The sequence below is a fragment of the Pseudomonas sp. R43(2017) genome (genome assembly GCF_002112345.1).
Lineage (GTDB): Bacteria > Pseudomonadota > Gammaproteobacteria > Pseudomonadales > Pseudomonadaceae > Aquipseudomonas > Aquipseudomonas kribbensis.
Genome location: NZ_NEHJ01000001.1, coordinates 371217 through 387915 on the forward strand (window position 1 = coordinate 371217; position 16699 = coordinate 387915).

Here is a 16699-nt window from a genome sequence, read left to right on the forward strand (position 1 = left end):
CAAACCACACGAGGTTGGCGCTGGCCCCCTCCTCACCCCTCAGGAGTCGTTGTCATGGCTGTGCAGGTTGTCCGTTTCGAATATCACAACACCGTCCAATGGGGACGTATTCACAATCAGCGCATCACGCCCGTTTCTGGGCAATACGCGACAACCGGCGAGTTCATCCGGCAAGTCAGCATCGAGCAGTTGCGCGACCTGAAGAGCCCGACACTCGACCTCAATCAAGTACGACTGCTCTCCCCGGTCACCCGCAACCAGCAGTTTGTCTGTCAGGGTGCCAACTACCGTCAGCACATGATCGAGTCCGGGATGGATCCGGACGCCAAGTCGTACAATATGATGTTTACCAAGGCAGCCAGTTGCATTTGCCCGGCCGACAGCGACCTGATCAAGCCACGCCATGTCCGCTTTCTCGACTACGAGATTGAACTGGGCCTGGTCATGCGCAGCGACATCAACGGCCCGGTCCAGATTGACGACAGCAACCTGCACCAGTTCGTGGCCGGACTGGTCATCGTCAATGACTATTCGGCGAGGGACATCCAGATTCCGCAGATGCAGTTCTACAAAGGCAAAAGTTTCCGCACCTTCGGCCCGGTCGGGCCTTATTTGTGTCTGTTGGAAGCCAACCAGATGCACTACCTCAAGGCCTTGCAGCTGCGCCTGACCGTCAACGACCAACTGCGCCAAGACGACAATACCGCGAACATGGTTTACCCCCCTGCGCAGACCCTGACAGAACTGTCTGCCGTGCAAGATCTCGCGGCCGGAGACCTGATTGCCACAGGCACTCCGGCCGGCTGTGCGCTGGCCATTCCATCACCCGCCACCCAGCGCATTGCCGCCCTGCTGCCCGAGGCCCTCAAGTGGAAACTGTTTCTGAAGGCCCAGGCTAGCCGCGAGCGCTACCTCAAGCCGGGCGACAGGGTCGAGGCGAGAATCCGTAGCGCGGACGGCATTGTCGATCTGGGTGTCCAGCGCAATCTTGTCGTCGAGCAAGACTGATCAGAAGCTGTGATTCAACTGCAGCCCAAGGCCATTGACCGTGTTCTGGTAGGTGGCGCTGTAACCCGGACGCAGCCCACCCTGGGACGTGTCCTGTGAAACCTTCACCGAGTCTTCGTGGATGTAGCCGTACCCCAGATCCAGAGAGGTCTGATCGGTCATCTGCCAGTTCAGGCCAACCGTGAAAATCTTCCGGTCTCCCGTTGGCGCACGGGTGGACGTGTACTGATTGGGCATCGGCGTCGGCTCATAGGCGATCCCGCCACGAACCTTCCATTGCTTGTTCAGGCGATAGGCCATGCCGGTGGAGAACGACCAGGTATCACGCCACTTCAGGGTTTCGAGGATCGTATCGAAAGGGCCATAGGCCTGTGGCACACCGGAGTTCAGCACCCTCAATTCCTGCACGCGGCTCCAGCGGCTCCACAACGCGCCGGCAGAGATATCCAGTCGATCGTTGATGCGCCAGGTCGCCGAGGCATCGACCGTTTCCGGTGAAGTGAAATCCAGACTCGCGTCATATTTGCCGTTGAGCCCCGGCAACCCCAGCGCCGGAATCGGTGCCAGCAATCCATTGGCACCGGAGACCTTGGTGTTTCCGCTCAGCTTGTAATCGACTCTGGAGTGATAGGTGAGCCCCAGGGTCAGGTCGTCGAGCGGGTCGAACAGGATGCCCAGACTGAAGCCCATGGCCGTGTCATCGCCGGTGACTTTGACAGTCCCGTCGCCCTGCCCGCCCACCGCGCTGTTGGCGATCTTGCTTTCGAGCAGCCCGTCGATACGGTTGATCGTCGGCCCAAACCCCACGGACAGTCGATCATTGATCCGGTAACTGACCGTCGGCTGCAAAGTGACGACCTTCACCTGGGTCTGCGAACTGCGGTAGCGTCCCTGGAAGTTGCTTTCGTAGTCCGTGCTCCCGCCAAACGGGGCGTAAACCCCGAACCCAACGTGCCAGTCCTCGTTGAGTTGCAGCGTGTAGAAGCCCGATGGCACGACGATCGGATCAGGCACCATATCGCCGCGTGAAGTGCCCGACACCGTGGTATTGACGTTGCTGATGCGCGAACTGACATCAATGAAACTGAGACCGCCACTGACGTGTTCACCCGCCAGGCGGGACATGCCGGCGGGGTTGCCGTAAACGATCGAGGCGTCCTGCACATCAGAAGCCCGACCGGAATAAGCCTTGCCTCCCGAGCTGATGCTCTGTTCGTTGATTTGCAGGCCGTTGGCCAGGAGTTGAGTGGAGGTGAGGCAAAGCCCCAGCACACAAAGCTGATTTCTTATTGTCATGATCTGGCTCTTGTTATTTTTTTGGCGGGCGCGAACACCCAAGGCACGCGGATGGATCGTTGGATTCAATGAAGAGAAGCGTCGCCGGCCATCCATGGCGACGGGTTTGGTTCAGCGTTTGCGCATCCGCTCTGCCAGCGCACCGATCGGTCGGGTCATGCTGCGTCGCAAGCGTTGAGAGAAGGATTCGCCCTCATAGACCGGCGCCGGGGTAACCACTTCATTGGGCTGGCTGTACTGCGGAAAAAGACTGAGTGCATGGGCACGGTTGATGCCATGCATGATCGCCGGCGACCACATCTCCAGGCTTTCCAGCGTCCGGCACTGCAGCGCCGTGGCGGGAGCCGGGGCGAAGGGATAGTCACTGCCGAAAAGAATGTGTGACGGTTCCACCAGTTCCTTGAGCGCCGCCATGGAATAAGGTGATGGTGACAACGCCGTGTCGAAGTAAAAGCGACGGATGTAGGTCATGACCCCTTGCGGCGCGTGTTGCTGAAATTCCGGCAACATGTTGGCCAGCGAGACACGCCAGGCCACAAACGGCAGGAAGCCGCCGGAGTGGGACAGAATCCAGCGAATGCCGGGATAGCGCTCCATGGTCCCGCTGAGGATCAGATTGACCGCCGAGCGCGTGGTATCGCAGAGAAACTCAATGAGAAATCCCGGGGTCTGCAGACCGATGCTTTCGCTGGTCTGGTGCATGTTGGGATGGATGAATACCACGGCTTTTCGGCGGTCGAGTTCGGCCATCAGTTCGTCGAAGCGCGGATCACCCAGAAACACCCCGTCGGTGCTGCCCAGCAAAACAATGCCCTCGGCCTTGAGCACGTCCAGCGCATGAACGGCTTCACGGCAGGCGGCCTCGGTGAACGGCATTGGCAGCGCCGCGAAGTTGCCGAAGCGGCTCGGATAGCGCGTGCGCATCTGCGCGGCGAACTCGTTGCAGCGTCGCGCCAGCTCGCTGGCCTGTTGGACTCCGTCCCCGAAGTGGACGCCGGGCGCAGACAGCGAGGTAATTGCCCGTTCGATGCCGTTCGCATCCATCACCTCAATGGATTTTTCCGGGGTCCAGTCTGGCAGCGGCGCTCCTGCAACGGAGTGCAGCCCTCTGGCATTCATCGCATCGACGAATGCAGGTGGAATGATGTGATGGTGGACATCGATACGGCCTTGCTTGATTGACATGCTAACTCTCTTGTTTGGGCTTCGACCGAGTGCCTGCGGCCACTGGGTAAAGAACCGTGCTCGGTGGCCGTACAGCTCTTGAGATCAATATTGAACATTTGTGTTCAATTATGTCAATGATCGGCAAACGCTGATTTGCTTTATTTTGAACGCGCTTGTTCAATGTCCGGAATCTCTCCGTTGGAGCTCATTGCTTTGAAACTCAGTCCCGTGCAGAAGCGCATCCATGAAGCTGCGATCCGGCTGTTTGTCGAGAAACGTGTCGAAGAGGTCAATGTCAGCGAACTGGCACAGATCGCCGGGGTAGCGCGCGGCACGATCTACAACAACCTCAACTCGGTGGAGACGCTGTTCGAAGATGTCGCCAGCCAGCTCAGTGCCGAAATGAACGACAGGGCCGCGCGCAGTACAGATCCCCATGCGTCCCCTGCCGTCCGCCTGGCCACCGGTATCCGGCTGTATATCCGCCGCGCCCATGAAGAGCCGCACTGGGGAGCCTTCATCGTGCGCTACGGGGCCAGCAATGAGACGCTGCAACAGATGTGGAGCGGTCCGCCCATGCACGATGTGCTGAGCGGCCTGAGCAGTGAGCAATACAGCTTTCGACAGGAGCAACTGCCTTCGGTGATGGCGATGATCGGAGGTGGCGTACTGGGGGCCACGATGCTGGTACTTCAGGGTCACAAGACCTGGCGCGACGCGGGTTCCGATATGGCCGAATTCGTTCTCCGGGCGCTCGGCGTACCAGCCGATGAAGCGCGCGGCATCGCTACTCAGGATCTGCCCCTTCTCGCAGCCTGATGTCCTCCGCTGATTTTTCTTGAGCCAGATCCCTTTGGGAATCTGGCTTTTTTATTGCCCGCAAAAAGACAATTGGACACTGTTGTTCAATTCTAATCTTGAGTGTTAGAGTCTGTCGCAAGCACTGACCCACCGCCCGGGTCGAAGTGCCTTACGCCAGGAACTGACAATGAACAATAAAGAACCTCTTCCTGCCCTGACCTCGCGAACGGTACAAGTGGGTCGTCGGCAGATTTTCATCAGCGAAACGGGCGTCGGCCATCCCCTGCTGATGCTTCACGGTGGCGGAGCGGGAGCCTCGGGGCTCTCCAACTACTCGCGCAATATCGAATCCCTTGCCCGGCAGTTCCGCGTCATTGTGGTCGACATGCCCGGTTACGGCCGATCCACCAAAGGTGTGGATCGCAAGGACCCCTTCGGCGATCTGGCGGGGGCGATGCTCGGCCTGCTCGACACCCTGAACATCAGCAGCGCCCACGTGGTGGGCAACTCGTTGGGTGGCGCCTGTGCCTTGCGCATGGCGCTGGATGCACCCGGCCGGGTGTCGGCTCTGGTGCTGATGGGCCCCGGTGGCGTCAATACCACTCGCAGTCTGCCGACACCGGGTCTCAAGCTGCTGCTCGACTACTACAACGGTGAAGGCCCGACGCTGGCCAAGATTACGCGCTTTATCCGCGACTACCTGGTGTATGACGGCAGCCAGGTCAGTGACGAGATGATCCGCGAACGTTTCGAAGCGAGTATCGACCCGCAGGTCATTGCGGCCCCTCCCCTGCGTCGGCCAACGGGCATTCCCCGTTTCTCGCGCTGGGACTTCACCCGCGATTCACGCCTCAAGCATTGTCAGGTTCCGACCCTGGTGCTCTGGGGCGCGGAAGACAAGGTCAATCGTCCCAGCGGCGGCGAGACGCTGCGCAGTCGCATGCCGGATTGCAACCTCTACCTGTTCAGCCGGACCGGTCATTGGGTGCAGTGGGAACGCGCGGACGAATTCAACTCCGTGACCCTGGCGTTCCTCGCCAGTCGCACAAAGCGCTGAGTTGTCGTCATGAACAATCAAGCAACGATCAGTCGGACAACGCCGGACATCTTCGGCGCCAGCAGCATGGGCTATGCGTTGATCGAGTCCCGCCACCTGGCGCGTTGGCGTGAGCTGCTCCAGCACGGCATCGGCCTGCATCTGGCCAGCTCGGACGAACAAGCCCTGGCTTTTCGTATGGATCAGCACCAGCGGCGGATCATCGTCCAGCGCGGTCCGCAGGAAGATTTTCTTGCCGTCGGCTGGCAATTACGCGACCAGGCCACCCTCGATGAAGTGCTCAAACGCCTGCAACGCCTCGGTATCGAAGCGCAACCCAGCCAACCGGAAGAAGCCGCACAACGCGGCGTGAAAAGGTTCTGGCGGGTGCTCGGTCCCAAACGCATGGCCGTCGAGCTGTTCTGGGAACCGCTGCTGACCGACAAGCCACTGAACATGCTCAGTGCAGGTTTCATCACCGGTTCCGCCGGGATGGGCCACCTGGCGATCACCTCGCGCAAGCCACAGCAGATGCAGCGTTTCTGGCAGGAAATATTTGATGCAAGAGCCAGCGACCACATCGTCGAGCGGATTGCCGGAGTGACCCTGGACATTGATTTCTTCCGGGTCAACGAACGTCACCACTCGATTGCCATCGCCCGCTTGCGTGGCCTGCCGATGGATCCGATTCGTACCCGTGTGCAACACATGAACATGCTGACCACCTCGGTCAGCGAACTGACCAACGCCTATTTGCGTTGCCGGACCCTCGGTTTCGAAATGGCCCACGAAATCGGTGAGCACCCCAACGACCGTGAGCAATCGTTCTACGTGATGAGCCCCAGCGGTTTCGAGCTGGAACTAGGTTGCAACGCCAGGGTGGTCGATGAGGCTCTTTGGCGCACAACCTCCTATCAAGGCATCAGCCTTTGGGGGCATCGCCCGGAGAAAAGCGGTGCCTGGCACACGTTGACCACCAACCTGGGCAACTTCGCCCGCGGCACACGTTCGTTGCTCAAGCCCGAATATTCACCGCTGTAAGAGAGATATCGTCATGAATAACAAAAACGAGTCTGTAACGAGCGTCGACGTGATTATTTCCGGGCTTGGCCCGACGGGCGCCACGCTCGCGCATCTGCTCGGCAAGCGTGGTCTGTCGGTGCTGGTACTGGAACGCGAGCCCATGTTTTATGGCAACGCCCGGGCGGTCTATACGGACGACGAATGCATGCGCGTCATGCAGGCGGCCGGTGTTGCCGCCGAGCTTTCAGCCAACATGCAAGTCGATACACCCGCTCAATGGGTGCTGGCCAATGGCAAGATCCTCGGCCAGTACTGGCGCCTCGATCGCCCCTATGGCTGGCCGATCATCAACTTCCTTTACCAGCCCTGGCTGGAAACCACGCTGAGCGATCTGCTCGAGCGTTATCCCAATGTGCGGGTTGCCCGTGGTCGTGAACTTACGCAGTTCACACAGGATGAACAGGGCGTGACCGTGACCCATCAGGCCACCAGCACCTTCCGCTTCAGTGATGCGACGGATGCGCGTCAGGCCTGCGAAGTCGATCCCGACCCGCAAACCATTCGCGGGCGCTATCTGGTGGGGGCTGACGGCGGCCGCAGTACGGTCCGTGAGGCCTTGGGCATCGGCATGAGTGGCAAGAACTTTCCCGAACCCTGGCTGGTGGTCGACCTGGAGATGAAGGAAGGCGAGGATGCCTTGCGGCATCTGCCCTACTTCAGCTTTATCTGCGACCCGGATTGTCCGACGGTCTGCTGTCCTCAGCCCGGTCGTTTCCATCGCTTCGAATTCATGCTGATGCCCGGCCAGACGCGCGAACAGATGGAAGACTCGACCGTGGTGCGCAACCTGATCAGCCGTTACGTCGATCCGGACAAGTTCGAGGTCAAACGCAAGCTGGTCTACACCTTTAACGCACTGGTGGCGAAGGATTGGCGCAAGGGTCGGGTTTTGATTGCCGGCGATGCTGCCCACATGACGCCGCAGTTCATGGGCCAGGGCATGAGTTCCGGCGTGCGTGACGCCTACAATCTGGCCTGGAAAATCGACGCCGTGATCAAGGGGCAAGCCGGTGAGCGGCTGCTCGACACCTATGGCAGCGAACGCTTCCACCATGCCAAGGCGATGATTGATATTTCGGTGCAGATGAAAGACTTCGTCTCGATGTCCAGCCCGGTTTCCAGCCTGATGCGCAACCTGCTGGTCAAGACCGTCCTGGCGATGCCATTTCTCGGCCGCTATGTTCGCGAAGGCCGTTTCAAACCGGCCCCGACCTATGCTCCTGACAGTTATCTGGGCATGCCGCGCCGCCACCGGCGCTCGCCTGAAGGCCGGATGATTCCGCAACCCGAAGTCCGCACCTTCAAGGGCCAGCGCGTATTGCTCGATGACCTGTTGGGCAACGGTTTTGCCTTGATAGGACTTGAGGTCGATCCACGTGCCCACCTGAGTCAGGCCTCCCGGAAACTGCTGGATATCCAGCACACGCGTTTCGCCACCCTCTTCCCGTTCGGCACCCGTCCACAGGGCGCCGACACCGACCGTTCCAATACCAGTGAATTGCTCGAACTGGAGGACGTGCAGGGCGAGATGGTCGCCTGGTTCAAACGCTCGGGGTTCTCCAGCGGAGCCGTCGCCGTGGTGCGCCCGGACAAATTCACCTTCGCCATGGTCGAGGCTGCGGATCTGGATCGGGCCATCAACGAACTCAAGTTCCAGCTGCAATGGAGCCCCGGTGCTGAAGTCGTCGCAGACGAGCCACGACAGCTGAGGAAAATCGCATGAGCCAGTTCCCGTTGAAAATTCTGCAAGACGCCGCCGCGGCCCTGGCCAGAGCACGGGAGCAACGCGAACCCTGTGCACGGATCTCGTCCACTTTCGGTATCGATTCGTTGACCGGCGCCTATGCCGTGCAGGAGATCAACACCCAACGGGCCCTGGCCCAGGGGCGGCGTCTGGTCGGCCGTAAAGTCGGACTGACCTCGGCTGCCGTGCAACAGCAACTGGGCGTCGATCAACCGGATTTCGGCATGCTGTTCGCCGATATGGAAATCGCCGATGGCGGTGAAATCCAGATCAGTCAGTTGATCCAGCCCAAGGCCGAAGGCGAGATTGCGTTCGTTCTGGGCCGCGATCTTGCGTATGAAGATACGACCCTCGCGGAACTGTTGCGGGCGGTGGAGTACGTGGTGCCTGCGCTGGAAATCGTCGACTCGGCCATCGAGAACTGGAACATATCGCTGGTGGACACGGTGGCGGACAACGCCTCATCCGGGCTGTATGTGTTGGGTAAACAGCCGACTCCACTCGCCTCGCTGGACCTTAGGCTGGAAGGCATGCTGCTGGAAAAAAATGCCGCCACGGCGTCGATCGGTGTCGGTGCCGCATGCCTCGGCAATCCGGTGGACGCCTGCCTGTGGCTGGCTCGCACCATGGCCCGGATGGGCCGTCCCTTGCAGGCCGGCGACGTGCTGCTCTCCGGCGCCCTGGGGCCGATGACACCTGTCGTGGCCGGGGACAGCCTGCGCTTGCACCTGACCCGACTTGGCCAGATCCGTTGCCGCTTCATCTGACCTGCCCGTCCTTCTGCGCCAGGCTGTCGTGGCCTGGCCCTTCTGAGAGATTGCTCCCATGAGTCAAACCAAACTCAAGGTCGCCATCATCGGCTCCGGCAACATCGGCACCGACCTGATGATCAAGATTCTGCGCAACGCCAGACACCTGGAAATGGCGGTGATGGTCGGAATCGACCCTGTATCCGACGGTCTCGCCCGCGCCGAACGCATGGGCGTTGCGACCACCCACGAGGGGGTTGAAGGCCTGACCCGCATGGACGCGTTCAAGGACATCGATTTCGTCTTCGATGCCACCTCGGCTAGCGCCCATATCGAGAACGAAAAACGCCTGCGCTCGATCAAGCCGGGGATCCGCCTGATCGACCTCACTCCGGCGGCTATCGGCCCTTACTGCATTCCAGTGGTCAACCTGGAGGAAAATCTGGATCGACTCAACGTCAACATGGTCACCTGTGGTGGTCAGGCGACCATTCCAGTGGTCGCCGCCGTATCCCGTGTTGCCCGGGTTCACTACGCCGAAATCGTCGCTTCGATCGCCAGCAAATCGGCCGGTCCCGGCACCCGCGCCAACATCGACGAGTTTACGGAAACTACTTCCAGAGCCATCGAAATGGTGGGTGGAGCTTCCAGAGGCAAGGCGATCATCATCATGAACCCCGCCGAACCGCCACTGATGATGCGTGACACGGTGTTCGTGCTGTCCGAAACCGCCGATCAGGCGCAGATAGAGGCTTCCGTCGAGGAGATGGTGGCGGCAGTCCAGGCCTATGTGCCGGGCTACCGTTTGAAACAGAAGGTTCAGTTTGACGTCATTGCCGAATCGGCACCCTTGAACATTCCGGGGCTGGGACACTTCAGCGGCCTCAAGACCTCGGTATTCCTTGAGGTCGAAGGCGCCGCCCATTACCTGCCAGCCTACGCCGGCAATCTCGATATCATGACCTCCGCTGCCTTGGCCACCGCCGAGCGCATGGCGCAGTCGATGCTCAACGCCTGAGGGGCCCGACATGACATTCAATCCCGGCAAGAAAATCTACATCTCCGACGTGACCCTGCGCGACGGTAGCCATGCCATCCGCCATCAGTATTCGCTGCAAAATGTGCAGGACATTGCGCGCGCACTGGACAAGGCCCGGGTCGATTCGATCGAAATCGCCCACGGCGACGGCCTGCAGGGTTCGAGTTTCAACTATGGCTTTGCCGCCCATACCGATCTGGAATGGATCGAAGCAGCGGCCGATGTCCTCGAACACGCCAAAATCACCACCCTGCTGCTGCCGGGGATCGGCACGGTGCACGACCTCAAGGCCGCTTATGACGCCGGTGCACGGGTGGTGCGCATCGCCACGCACTGTACGGAAGCCGACGTTTCGAAACAGCACATTGAATATGCCCGTGAACTGGGCATGGACACCGTCGGTTTCCTGATGATGAGCCACATGATCGCCCCCGAGCACCTGGCGGCCCAGGCCCGGCTGATGGAAAGCTATGGCGCGACCTGCGTGTACATGGCCGACTCCGGTGGCGCGATGAACATGCAGGATGTTCGCGAGCGCTTCCGGGCATTCAAAGCCGTTCTGAAGCCGGAAACCGAAACCGGCATGCACGCCCACCACAACCTGTCGCTGGGCGTCGCCAACTCTATAACCGCCGTCGAGGAAGGCTGCGACCGCATTGACGCCAGTCTCGCTGGCATGGGGGCCGGCGCCGGCAATGCGCCGCTGGAAGTGTTCATCGCCGCCGCCGAACGGCTCGGCTGGAACCACGGCACGGATCTCTACATGCTGCTCGACGCCGCCGACGACATCGTTCGCCCGCTGCAGGATCGGCCGGTGCGGGTTGATCGTGAAACCCTGGCACTGGGTTATGCGGGCGTCTATTCAAGCTTCCTGCGGCATGCCGAAATTGCCGCCGCCAGGTACGGCCTCAAGACCCTGGACATATTGGTCGAACTGGGCAGGCGTCGCATGGTTGGCGGTCAGGAAGACATGATCGTCGACGTCGCGCTGGACCTGCTCAAGCGTTGAACCGCGCAAGATTGCCGGCCTGCCGCTCACGCAGCGGTGGGCCGGTCCTGGAGCTGTATCTGGTGGAGCTTCGGTAGCAACGCCCCTCGGCCGATCGCCATTGGCGCCTTAAAGGTTGCAGCTGTATTGATATTCGAAGGGAAAAAAGACCGTGTCGACCACCAAGGAAAACGGCGCGTCGATCAGTAAAAAGGGAATCAGTTTTCCTTTTGAAGTACCGACCAGCCACCAGTCAAACCGCACGCCAATATAGGGGCATCGGTGCTTGTCATAATCCATACGCATAGCGGTTGCCATACACCCGCTCAGACTGGCAATCAGCACCAGTAAAACAATCCTTCGAAACACGTAACGTCCTTATTACTTCTTTGCGCAGAGCTGCATAGACGCTGTTGTGTAAAGTTAGTCACCCCCTGGATGCCCACAGTGCAAGCGCTGTAACGCGGATTTATAAGGCTTCCGTTCTTCCTGTTTTCACAACAGCGTGAAAAACTGCGCGTTCTTTGTCACTCATTTTTTGCCTGCATTGATGGAACTGCCGATGGACATCATGGATACCCAGCAAGAAAACGCCCTCGAAAAGTCACTCAGACTAGCGGCGGATGAACCCGCCCACCGACCTGATTTTTTCAAGACACTGCTGAATTCGGATATCTACATCCTCGGCACCGCCGGCACTGGCGAGGGGCAAGTCAACCTTGAGGCAGGCAGCAACATCAGCATTGCGCACTGGCAAAAGCCCGACGGTTCTGCAGTCATCCCGTTTTTTTCTTCGTTGCAAACGCTACAAAGATCCATAAACAGTGAAGAGACCTACCTGGAGATCCCGGCCAGATCACTGTTTGAAATCACGCTGGGCACGCCTCTTTTCCTCAATCCAAAGTCTCCCTACGGAAAGGAGTTTTTCCCTGAGGAAGTGCGCTACCTGCTCTCCGATGAGATCGGCCAAAGACCGGTGCAGCGAACGGTCGAAAAGGACACTCAAGTACTGCTCGGACAACCGTCGCAATACCCCTCGAAGATGGTCAATTCGCTGACTCAATTACTTGCCAGGCATCGCAATGTGAAGCGTGCGTTTCTGGCATTGATGCACGACGCTTCGGCTGACCCAAAGCCTCATCTGATCATCGGGATCGAAGCGGACGGCGACTTTGAACAGGTCATGCGCGAAGCCGGCAGCGTTGCCGGGGACTCGGCTCCGGATGGCGAGCCCGTTGACCTGTACCGCGTTCATGACGGAGATTCAGGCCTTAGCGATTATTTCCTCAAGCAAACCACGCCTTTCTATGTACGGAAGTCGTCAGGCTGGCTGGGTAAATTGTTTGGTTTTGGCAAAGCATGACAGTACAAAACTCCTGACTGACCGCAGGTTTGAAACGTGCAGAGCTCAAACGATTTTCAACGCGAGTGCATATCGTGGTAAACCTCCCACGCCAAAACCCAATTGCCAAGGAAGCCCAATTGCAAGATTCCAAATATCTGGAAGACCTCCGCTCCCGCTTCAACGCCGGAGAGGATCTGAACTATGTCTTTTTCTGGGGACACCAGCGCAGCAAGCACGGCGTCACTGCTTCGTGCTTCAGTCAGTGGTTTGAAGCCGAATTCGTTGTCGACGGGCAACGCTATGCGACTGCCGAACATTTCATGATGGCCGAGAAGGCCGCCTTGTTCGGCGATCAGGACATTCGTGCTCAAGTGCTCCAGGCGCCCACACCCAACGCAGCCAAAGCGCTTGGCCGTAAGGTACGCGGCTTCAACGAACACGATTGGCTGGAACATCGATACGAGATTGTCGTCCGGGCCAACCGGGCCAAGTTCTCGCAGAACCCGGAACTGCATGCATTCCTCAAGGAAACCGGCTCCAGCATCATCGTTGAGGCGAGCCCGGTCGACAGCATCTGGGGCATCGGCCTCGCCCAGGATCACCAAAACGCGAGCAATCCCGACCTGTGGCAAGGCCTGAATCTGCTGGGATTCGCGCTGATGCAGATCCGCGACGAAGAATGAGTCGCCCAGGTCGCGGCGATTTGACACCGCGACCGGCGCACAGAAGTGAATCGGAAACCTTACGCAGCCGCCCTCTCGTGCTCGCTTTCATGGACGTAAATCCACGAAATACCCGATGGGGAGTTCTCATCAAGACGCATGAGCGCCGAGTCGACTTTCTTCTTGGTGATTCCGTCCTTGACCAGGTCGAATACCGTCAGGAAGAAGCCACCGGGTAGCGGCGTGATCGAGAGATTGGTGATATGCGATTCGGGGCTCCCGGCACGCTTGCCATGCAGGCCCCAGAGTCGCTCCCAGTAGTCGGCCCGTTCCATGATCTGGCCATCCGTGAGCACCACACGAAAATCGTCCGCCAGCGCATCGTACAAAGGTTTTATGGCGCCTTCCGATTGCGAAGACATGCCGCGTGACCACGGGAAAAACAGGTTGTACCAGCGATACACCTCGGCTTCGACGAGCGCCGTTTTGTCTGAGGTTTCGAGTACTCGATTGCTTGCCATCTGCGTTCTCCTTAACAAGTGAGAAGGCGCGGGATCTCCGTTACGCATCGAGCGAACGATGCTCCGCGCCTTTCAAGATCCATCCTGAAAGCTGCGTCTCCGGGCTCAGCTAAAGTGATCGTTTCCCAAGGGCTGCTGTCACTTCGCTGACCCGGATAAAAAATAGTCTTTACCCTGTTGGATAGTATTGAGAACTGACCAATGGTCAAAGATGGCCGAGCGATCGCTGTCCTCCTATCCGGGGCCAGCGGCGAAGATGGCATACTCCCCAGAACCTGATCATTTCGGAGACCCTTATGCTTCGCGTGTTTGAACGCAGGCTCGATCCTTTCCCGCCCGACGAGGCGCCGCCACCGCCCGTTGGCCTGATGCGTTTTCTGTGGGCCTGCACCCGGGGTGCCCGTGGCTACGTGCTTGCGCTGGCGCTGCTCAGTGCCAGCGTTTCGATCTACGAAGCCTGGCTGTTTTCGTTTCTCGGGCAAGTGGTGGACCTGCTCTCGACCTGGCAGGCCGGCGGTGCCGCGAACGGTCAGGAAAGCCGGGTGCTGTGGGGCATCGCCATCGTCCTGCTCACCAGCATTGGTCTGGTGGCGTTGCGCACGATGGTCCAGCACCAGATTCTGGCGATCAACCTGCCGCTGCGCCTGCGCTGGGATTTCCATCGCCTGATGCTGCGGCAAAGCCTTTCGTTCTTTTCCGACGAGTTCTCCGGTCGCGTCACGACCAAAGTGATGCAGACCGCGCTGGCCGTACGCGAAGTCCTGTTCACGATCATCGAAATCGCCCCCGGTATCGGCGTTTATTTCATCGCGATCATCGCCCTGGCCGGCGGTTTTGCCCTGAAACTCATGCTGCCGTTCATTGCCTGGGTCGCCCTGTTCGGGCTGGCGATGCTGTATTTCGTACCACGCCTTGGACAGGTCGGGCAGGAACAGGCCCATGCGCGCTCGTCGATGACGGGGCGTATTTCCGACGCCTACACCAACATCACCACCGTCAAACTGTTCTCGCACTCCAACCGTGAAGCGCATTTTGCGCGTGCCGCGATGGAGGACTTCAAACTCACCGGTTTTCGCCAGATGCGTCTGGTCAGTCAGTTCGAGATCGTCAATCAGGCCCTGGTGGTCGGGCTGATCCTCGGTGCCGGCGGTTATGCCCTGTGGCTCTGGCATCAGGGTCAGGTCGGTGCGGGTGCGGTGGCTGCGATCACCGCCATGGCATTGCGGATCAACGGCATGTCCCACTGGATCATGTGGCAGATGACCTCGCTGTTCGAAAACATCGGCACCGTGCAGGACGGCATGGCCACCCTCACCCGCGGCCCCAAGGTGCAAGACGCGCCCGACGCCGGCGTGCTGGTGCCTTCCGGCGGCGCCGTGACCTTCGACAACGTGCACTTCAACTACAACGGCGAACGTCAGGTGCTCGACGGCTTGAGCCTGCACATCCGCGCCGGTGAAAAAATCGGCCTGGTGGGCCGCTCCGGGGCCGGCAAATCGACGCTGATCAATCTGCTGTTGCGCTTCTATGACGTCGACAGCGGTACGATTCGCATCGACGGGCAGAACATCGCACAAGTGACGCAGGACAGTCTGCGCAGCGCCATCGGCATGGTGACTCAGGACACGTCGCTGTTGCACCGCTCGATCCGCGACAACATTGCCTACGGACGCCCGGACGCTACCGACGCACAGGTTCACCGTGCTGCGGTCAACGCCCAGGCCGACGGTTTCATCAGCCAGCTAAGCGATCGCCAGGGTCACACCGGTTACGACACCCTCGTGGGCGAACGCGGCATCAAGCTGTCCGGCGGCCAGCGCCAACGCATCGCCATTGCCCGGGTGATGCTCAAGAACGCGCCGATCCTGTTGCTCGACGAGGCCACCAGTGCACTGGATTCCGAAGTCGAAGTCGCCATCCAGGAAAGTCTGGATGAAATGATGCAAGGCAAGACCGTCATCGCCATTGCGCATCGGTTGTCGACGATTGCAGCCATGGACCGGCTGATTGTCATGGACGAGGGCCGCATCATCGAACAAGGCACCCACGCCGAACTGCTGGAGCGAAACGGCACCTACGCGCGGCTCTGGCAGCATCAGAGCGGCGGTTTTCTCGGTGAAGATCAAGGGCTGGATGAGGCGATGGACCGGGCATGAACCGTTCCTGCCGAACACTGAAATTTTGAGGTTTTGAATGGTATTTGCAAAAACCTGGCGAGCGCTTGCCGTCCTGACGGTCTGCCTGTCCGGCGCCCAATATGCCGAGGCCGACGCGCCGCTGCTGTACACCCTGAACGCCGCCAAGGCATTGCCCGGTGACGGTCACAGTTGGGGCTTCGCCGCCCTGCAACCACAGAGCGCGCAACTGTTCGTGGCCCGTCGTGAAAACGGCCTGTCGGTGTTCGACGTCGACCAGCAGAAACTGCTGAAGACCCTCGACAACTCCGCCGGCGCCAACGCTGTTGCCTTCGTACCGGAACGCAACCGCGCGTATGTCGCCAACATGGATGGAACGTTGGGGATCGTGGCGCTGGATCGGCTGCAAGTCCTGCAGCGGCTAAAGCTCGATTCAGGCAACCTCAACAACCTGGTTTACGACGCCAGCCGCGACCGGCTGATCGTCACCAGCGGCCGGCGCGGCGATCATTCGACGCTGTATCTGATCGACGCCAAGACCGATCGCCTGACCGATGCGGTGGACATTCCAGCGCAAAAACTCGACGGCCCGGTGATCCTTGAAAACGGTCAATTCATCGTCCCCATGCGCGACGAGGATAAAGTCGCCGTGCTTTCAGGAGCGAAGCTTGAACAGCGGCAATTCTGGACATTCAAGGGTTGCAGTAAACCCAGCGCACTGGCCGTGGACGAATCGCGTCAACGCCTGTTCGTGGCTTGCCGTGGCGCTGATCCGACTCTGGTGGTCGCCGACCTGAAAACCGGCAAGGCCTTGAGCACCCTGCCCATCGGCCGCGCCGTAAATGCTCTGGCTTACGATCGGGTGAAAGACCAGTTGCTGGTGCCCAGCGGCGCGGACGCCAGCCTTGCGATTGTCCAGCGCGACACTCAGGGGCAATACCAGTTGCGCGGCAGCGTCGGGACCCGGCCATGGGCTCACAACATGGTGCTGGACGCCCAACGCGGTCAGGCCTACCTGTTCACCGCCGACTTCACCCAGCCGGCGCCGAGCCGGGAGCAACCCAAACCCGACCCGGCGTTTCACCCCGACACCTTCACCGTCCTGACCTACAAGGCGCAGTAAGC

At 59.7% G+C, this 16699-nt stretch carries 16 protein-coding genes; 12 read left to right on the forward strand and 4 right to left on the reverse strand.

The genetic code is table 11. The features are described from left to right. Positions 1-54: 54 nt before the first annotated feature. The gene (locus CAG02_RS01610; RefSeq protein WP_085709889.1) at positions 55-1008 is read left to right on the forward strand and encodes a fumarylacetoacetate hydrolase family protein; all 954 of its coding nucleotides are present in this window, start codon (positions 55-57) and stop codon (positions 1006-1008) included. On the opposite strand, the gene CAG02_RS01615 is transcribed toward CAG02_RS01610, so the two are convergent. Together CAG02_RS01615 and CAG02_RS01620 are read right to left on the reverse strand one after the other, a co-directional pair. Beyond that, positions 1009-2304 (reverse strand): OmpP1/FadL family transporter, encoded by a 1296-nt coding sequence (locus CAG02_RS01615; RefSeq protein ID WP_085709888.1) that lies wholly within the window; start codon positions 2302-2304, stop codon positions 1009-1011. It lies immediately after the preceding gene. Positions 2305-2415: 111 nt separating this feature from the next. Then, positions 2416-3489, reverse strand: coding sequence for an amidohydrolase family protein (locus tag CAG02_RS01620; RefSeq protein WP_085709887.1), 1074 nt, complete (start codon positions 3487-3489; stop codon positions 2416-2418). Between the two features lie 195 nt (positions 3490-3684). Between CAG02_RS01620 and CAG02_RS01625 the strand changes: the two genes are divergently transcribed. The 7 genes from CAG02_RS01625 to dmpG all read left to right on the forward strand — a co-directional run bounded on the left by CAG02_RS01625 (position 3685) and on the right by dmpG (position 10932). Beyond that, entirely contained in the window at positions 3685-4290 is a 606-nt protein-coding gene (locus tag CAG02_RS01625; protein ID WP_085710178.1) for a TetR/AcrR family transcriptional regulator, read from the forward strand. Positions 4291-4459: 169 nt separating this feature from the next. Then, positions 4460-5329 carry an alpha/beta fold hydrolase gene (locus CAG02_RS01630; protein WP_085709886.1) on the forward strand — a complete coding sequence of 290 codons (870 nt, stop codon included), beginning with the start codon at positions 4460-4462 and terminating at the stop codon, positions 5327-5329. 9 nt (positions 5330-5338) lie between these two features. Beyond that, on the forward strand, positions 5339-6349 hold the full coding sequence (locus CAG02_RS01635) for a VOC family protein (RefSeq protein ID WP_085709885.1): 1011 nt from the start codon (positions 5339-5341) through the stop codon (positions 6347-6349). A 13-nt stretch (positions 6350-6362) separates the two neighbouring features. Then, the gene (locus CAG02_RS01640) at positions 6363-8114 is read left to right on the forward strand and encodes a bifunctional 3-(3-hydroxy-phenyl)propionate/3-hydroxycinnamic acid hydroxylase (RefSeq protein ID WP_085709884.1); all 1752 of its coding nucleotides are present in this window, start codon (positions 6363-6365) and stop codon (positions 8112-8114) included. Next, a complete protein-coding gene (locus CAG02_RS01645) occupies positions 8111-8902 on the forward strand; it encodes a 2-keto-4-pentenoate hydratase (RefSeq protein WP_085709883.1) in 792 nt (263 codons plus the stop codon). The genes CAG02_RS01640 and CAG02_RS01645 overlap by 4 nt, the downstream gene beginning before the upstream one ends. A gap of 58 nt (positions 8903-8960) precedes the next feature. Then, positions 8961-9902, forward strand: coding sequence for an acetaldehyde dehydrogenase (acetylating) (locus CAG02_RS01650; RefSeq protein ID WP_085709882.1), 942 nt, complete (start codon positions 8961-8963; stop codon positions 9900-9902). 10 nt (positions 9903-9912) lie between these two features. Then, positions 9913-10932: a 4-hydroxy-2-oxovalerate aldolase gene (gene dmpG / locus CAG02_RS01655; protein WP_085709881.1), complete on the forward strand. Its 1020-nt coding sequence runs from the start codon at positions 9913-9915 to the stop codon at positions 10930-10932. A 108-nt stretch (positions 10933-11040) separates the two neighbouring features. Here the strand turns inward: dmpG and CAG02_RS01660 are convergent, their stop codons facing one another. Beyond that, the gene (locus CAG02_RS01660) at positions 11041-11280 is read right to left on the reverse strand and encodes a YceK/YidQ family lipoprotein (protein ID WP_085709880.1); all 240 of its coding nucleotides are present in this window, start codon (positions 11278-11280) and stop codon (positions 11041-11043) included. Positions 11281-11473: 193 nt separating this feature from the next. Between CAG02_RS01660 and sseB the strand changes: the two genes are divergently transcribed. Further along, positions 11474-12274: an enhanced serine sensitivity protein SseB gene (gene sseB / locus CAG02_RS01665; RefSeq protein ID WP_085709879.1), complete on the forward strand. Its 801-nt coding sequence runs from the start codon at positions 11474-11476 to the stop codon at positions 12272-12274. 119 nt (positions 12275-12393) lie between these two features. Next, a complete protein-coding gene (locus tag CAG02_RS01670; protein ID WP_085709878.1) occupies positions 12394-12939 on the forward strand; it encodes an NADAR family protein in 546 nt (181 codons plus the stop codon). Positions 12940-12998: 59 nt separating this feature from the next. On the opposite strand, the gene CAG02_RS01675 is transcribed toward CAG02_RS01670, so the two are convergent. Beyond that, on the reverse strand, positions 12999-13439 hold the full coding sequence (locus tag CAG02_RS01675; protein WP_085709877.1) for a hypothetical protein: 441 nt from the start codon (positions 13437-13439) through the stop codon (positions 12999-13001). 296 nt (positions 13440-13735) lie between these two features. Between CAG02_RS01675 and CAG02_RS01680 the strand changes: the two genes are divergently transcribed. Next, the gene (locus tag CAG02_RS01680; RefSeq protein WP_085709876.1) at positions 13736-15595 is read left to right on the forward strand and encodes an ABC transporter ATP-binding protein; all 1860 of its coding nucleotides are present in this window, start codon (positions 13736-13738) and stop codon (positions 15593-15595) included. A gap of 37 nt (positions 15596-15632) precedes the next feature. Next, positions 15633-16697, forward strand: a complete 1065-nt coding sequence (locus CAG02_RS01685; RefSeq protein ID WP_085709875.1) for a YncE family protein — start codon at positions 15633-15635, stop codon at positions 16695-16697. Positions 16698-16699 lie beyond the last annotated feature (2 nt).

Coding starts and splice junctions, on each gene's coding strand:
- CAG02_RS01610 (WP_085709889.1), top strand. CDS start 55: ATGGCTGTGCAGGTTGTCCGTTTCGAATATCACAACACCGTCCAATGG.
- CAG02_RS01615 (WP_085709888.1), bottom strand. CDS start 2,304: ATGACAATAAGAAATCAGCTTTGTGTGCTGGGGCTTTGCCTCACCTCC.
- CAG02_RS01620 (WP_085709887.1), bottom strand. CDS start 3,489: ATGTCAATCAAGCAAGGCCGTATCGATGTCCACCATCACATCATTCCA.
- CAG02_RS01630 (WP_085709886.1), top strand. CDS start 4,460: ATGAACAATAAAGAACCTCTTCCTGCCCTGACCTCGCGAACGGTACAA.
- CAG02_RS01635 (WP_085709885.1), top strand. CDS start 5,339: ATGAACAATCAAGCAACGATCAGTCGGACAACGCCGGACATCTTCGGC.
- CAG02_RS01640 (WP_085709884.1), top strand. CDS start 6,363: ATGAATAACAAAAACGAGTCTGTAACGAGCGTCGACGTGATTATTTCC.
- CAG02_RS01645 (WP_085709883.1), top strand. CDS start 8,111: ATGAGCCAGTTCCCGTTGAAAATTCTGCAAGACGCCGCCGCGGCCCTG.
- CAG02_RS01650 (WP_085709882.1), top strand. CDS start 8,961: ATGAGTCAAACCAAACTCAAGGTCGCCATCATCGGCTCCGGCAACATC.
- dmpG (WP_085709881.1), top strand. CDS start 9,913: ATGACATTCAATCCCGGCAAGAAAATCTACATCTCCGACGTGACCCTG.
- sseB (WP_085709879.1), top strand. CDS start 11,474: ATGGACATCATGGATACCCAGCAAGAAAACGCCCTCGAAAAGTCACTC.
- CAG02_RS01675 (WP_085709877.1), bottom strand. CDS start 13,439: ATGGCAAGCAATCGAGTACTCGAAACCTCAGACAAAACGGCGCTCGTC.
- CAG02_RS01680 (WP_085709876.1), top strand. CDS start 13,736: ATGCTTCGCGTGTTTGAACGCAGGCTCGATCCTTTCCCGCCCGACGAG.
- CAG02_RS01685 (WP_085709875.1), top strand. CDS start 15,633: ATGGTATTTGCAAAAACCTGGCGAGCGCTTGCCGTCCTGACGGTCTGC.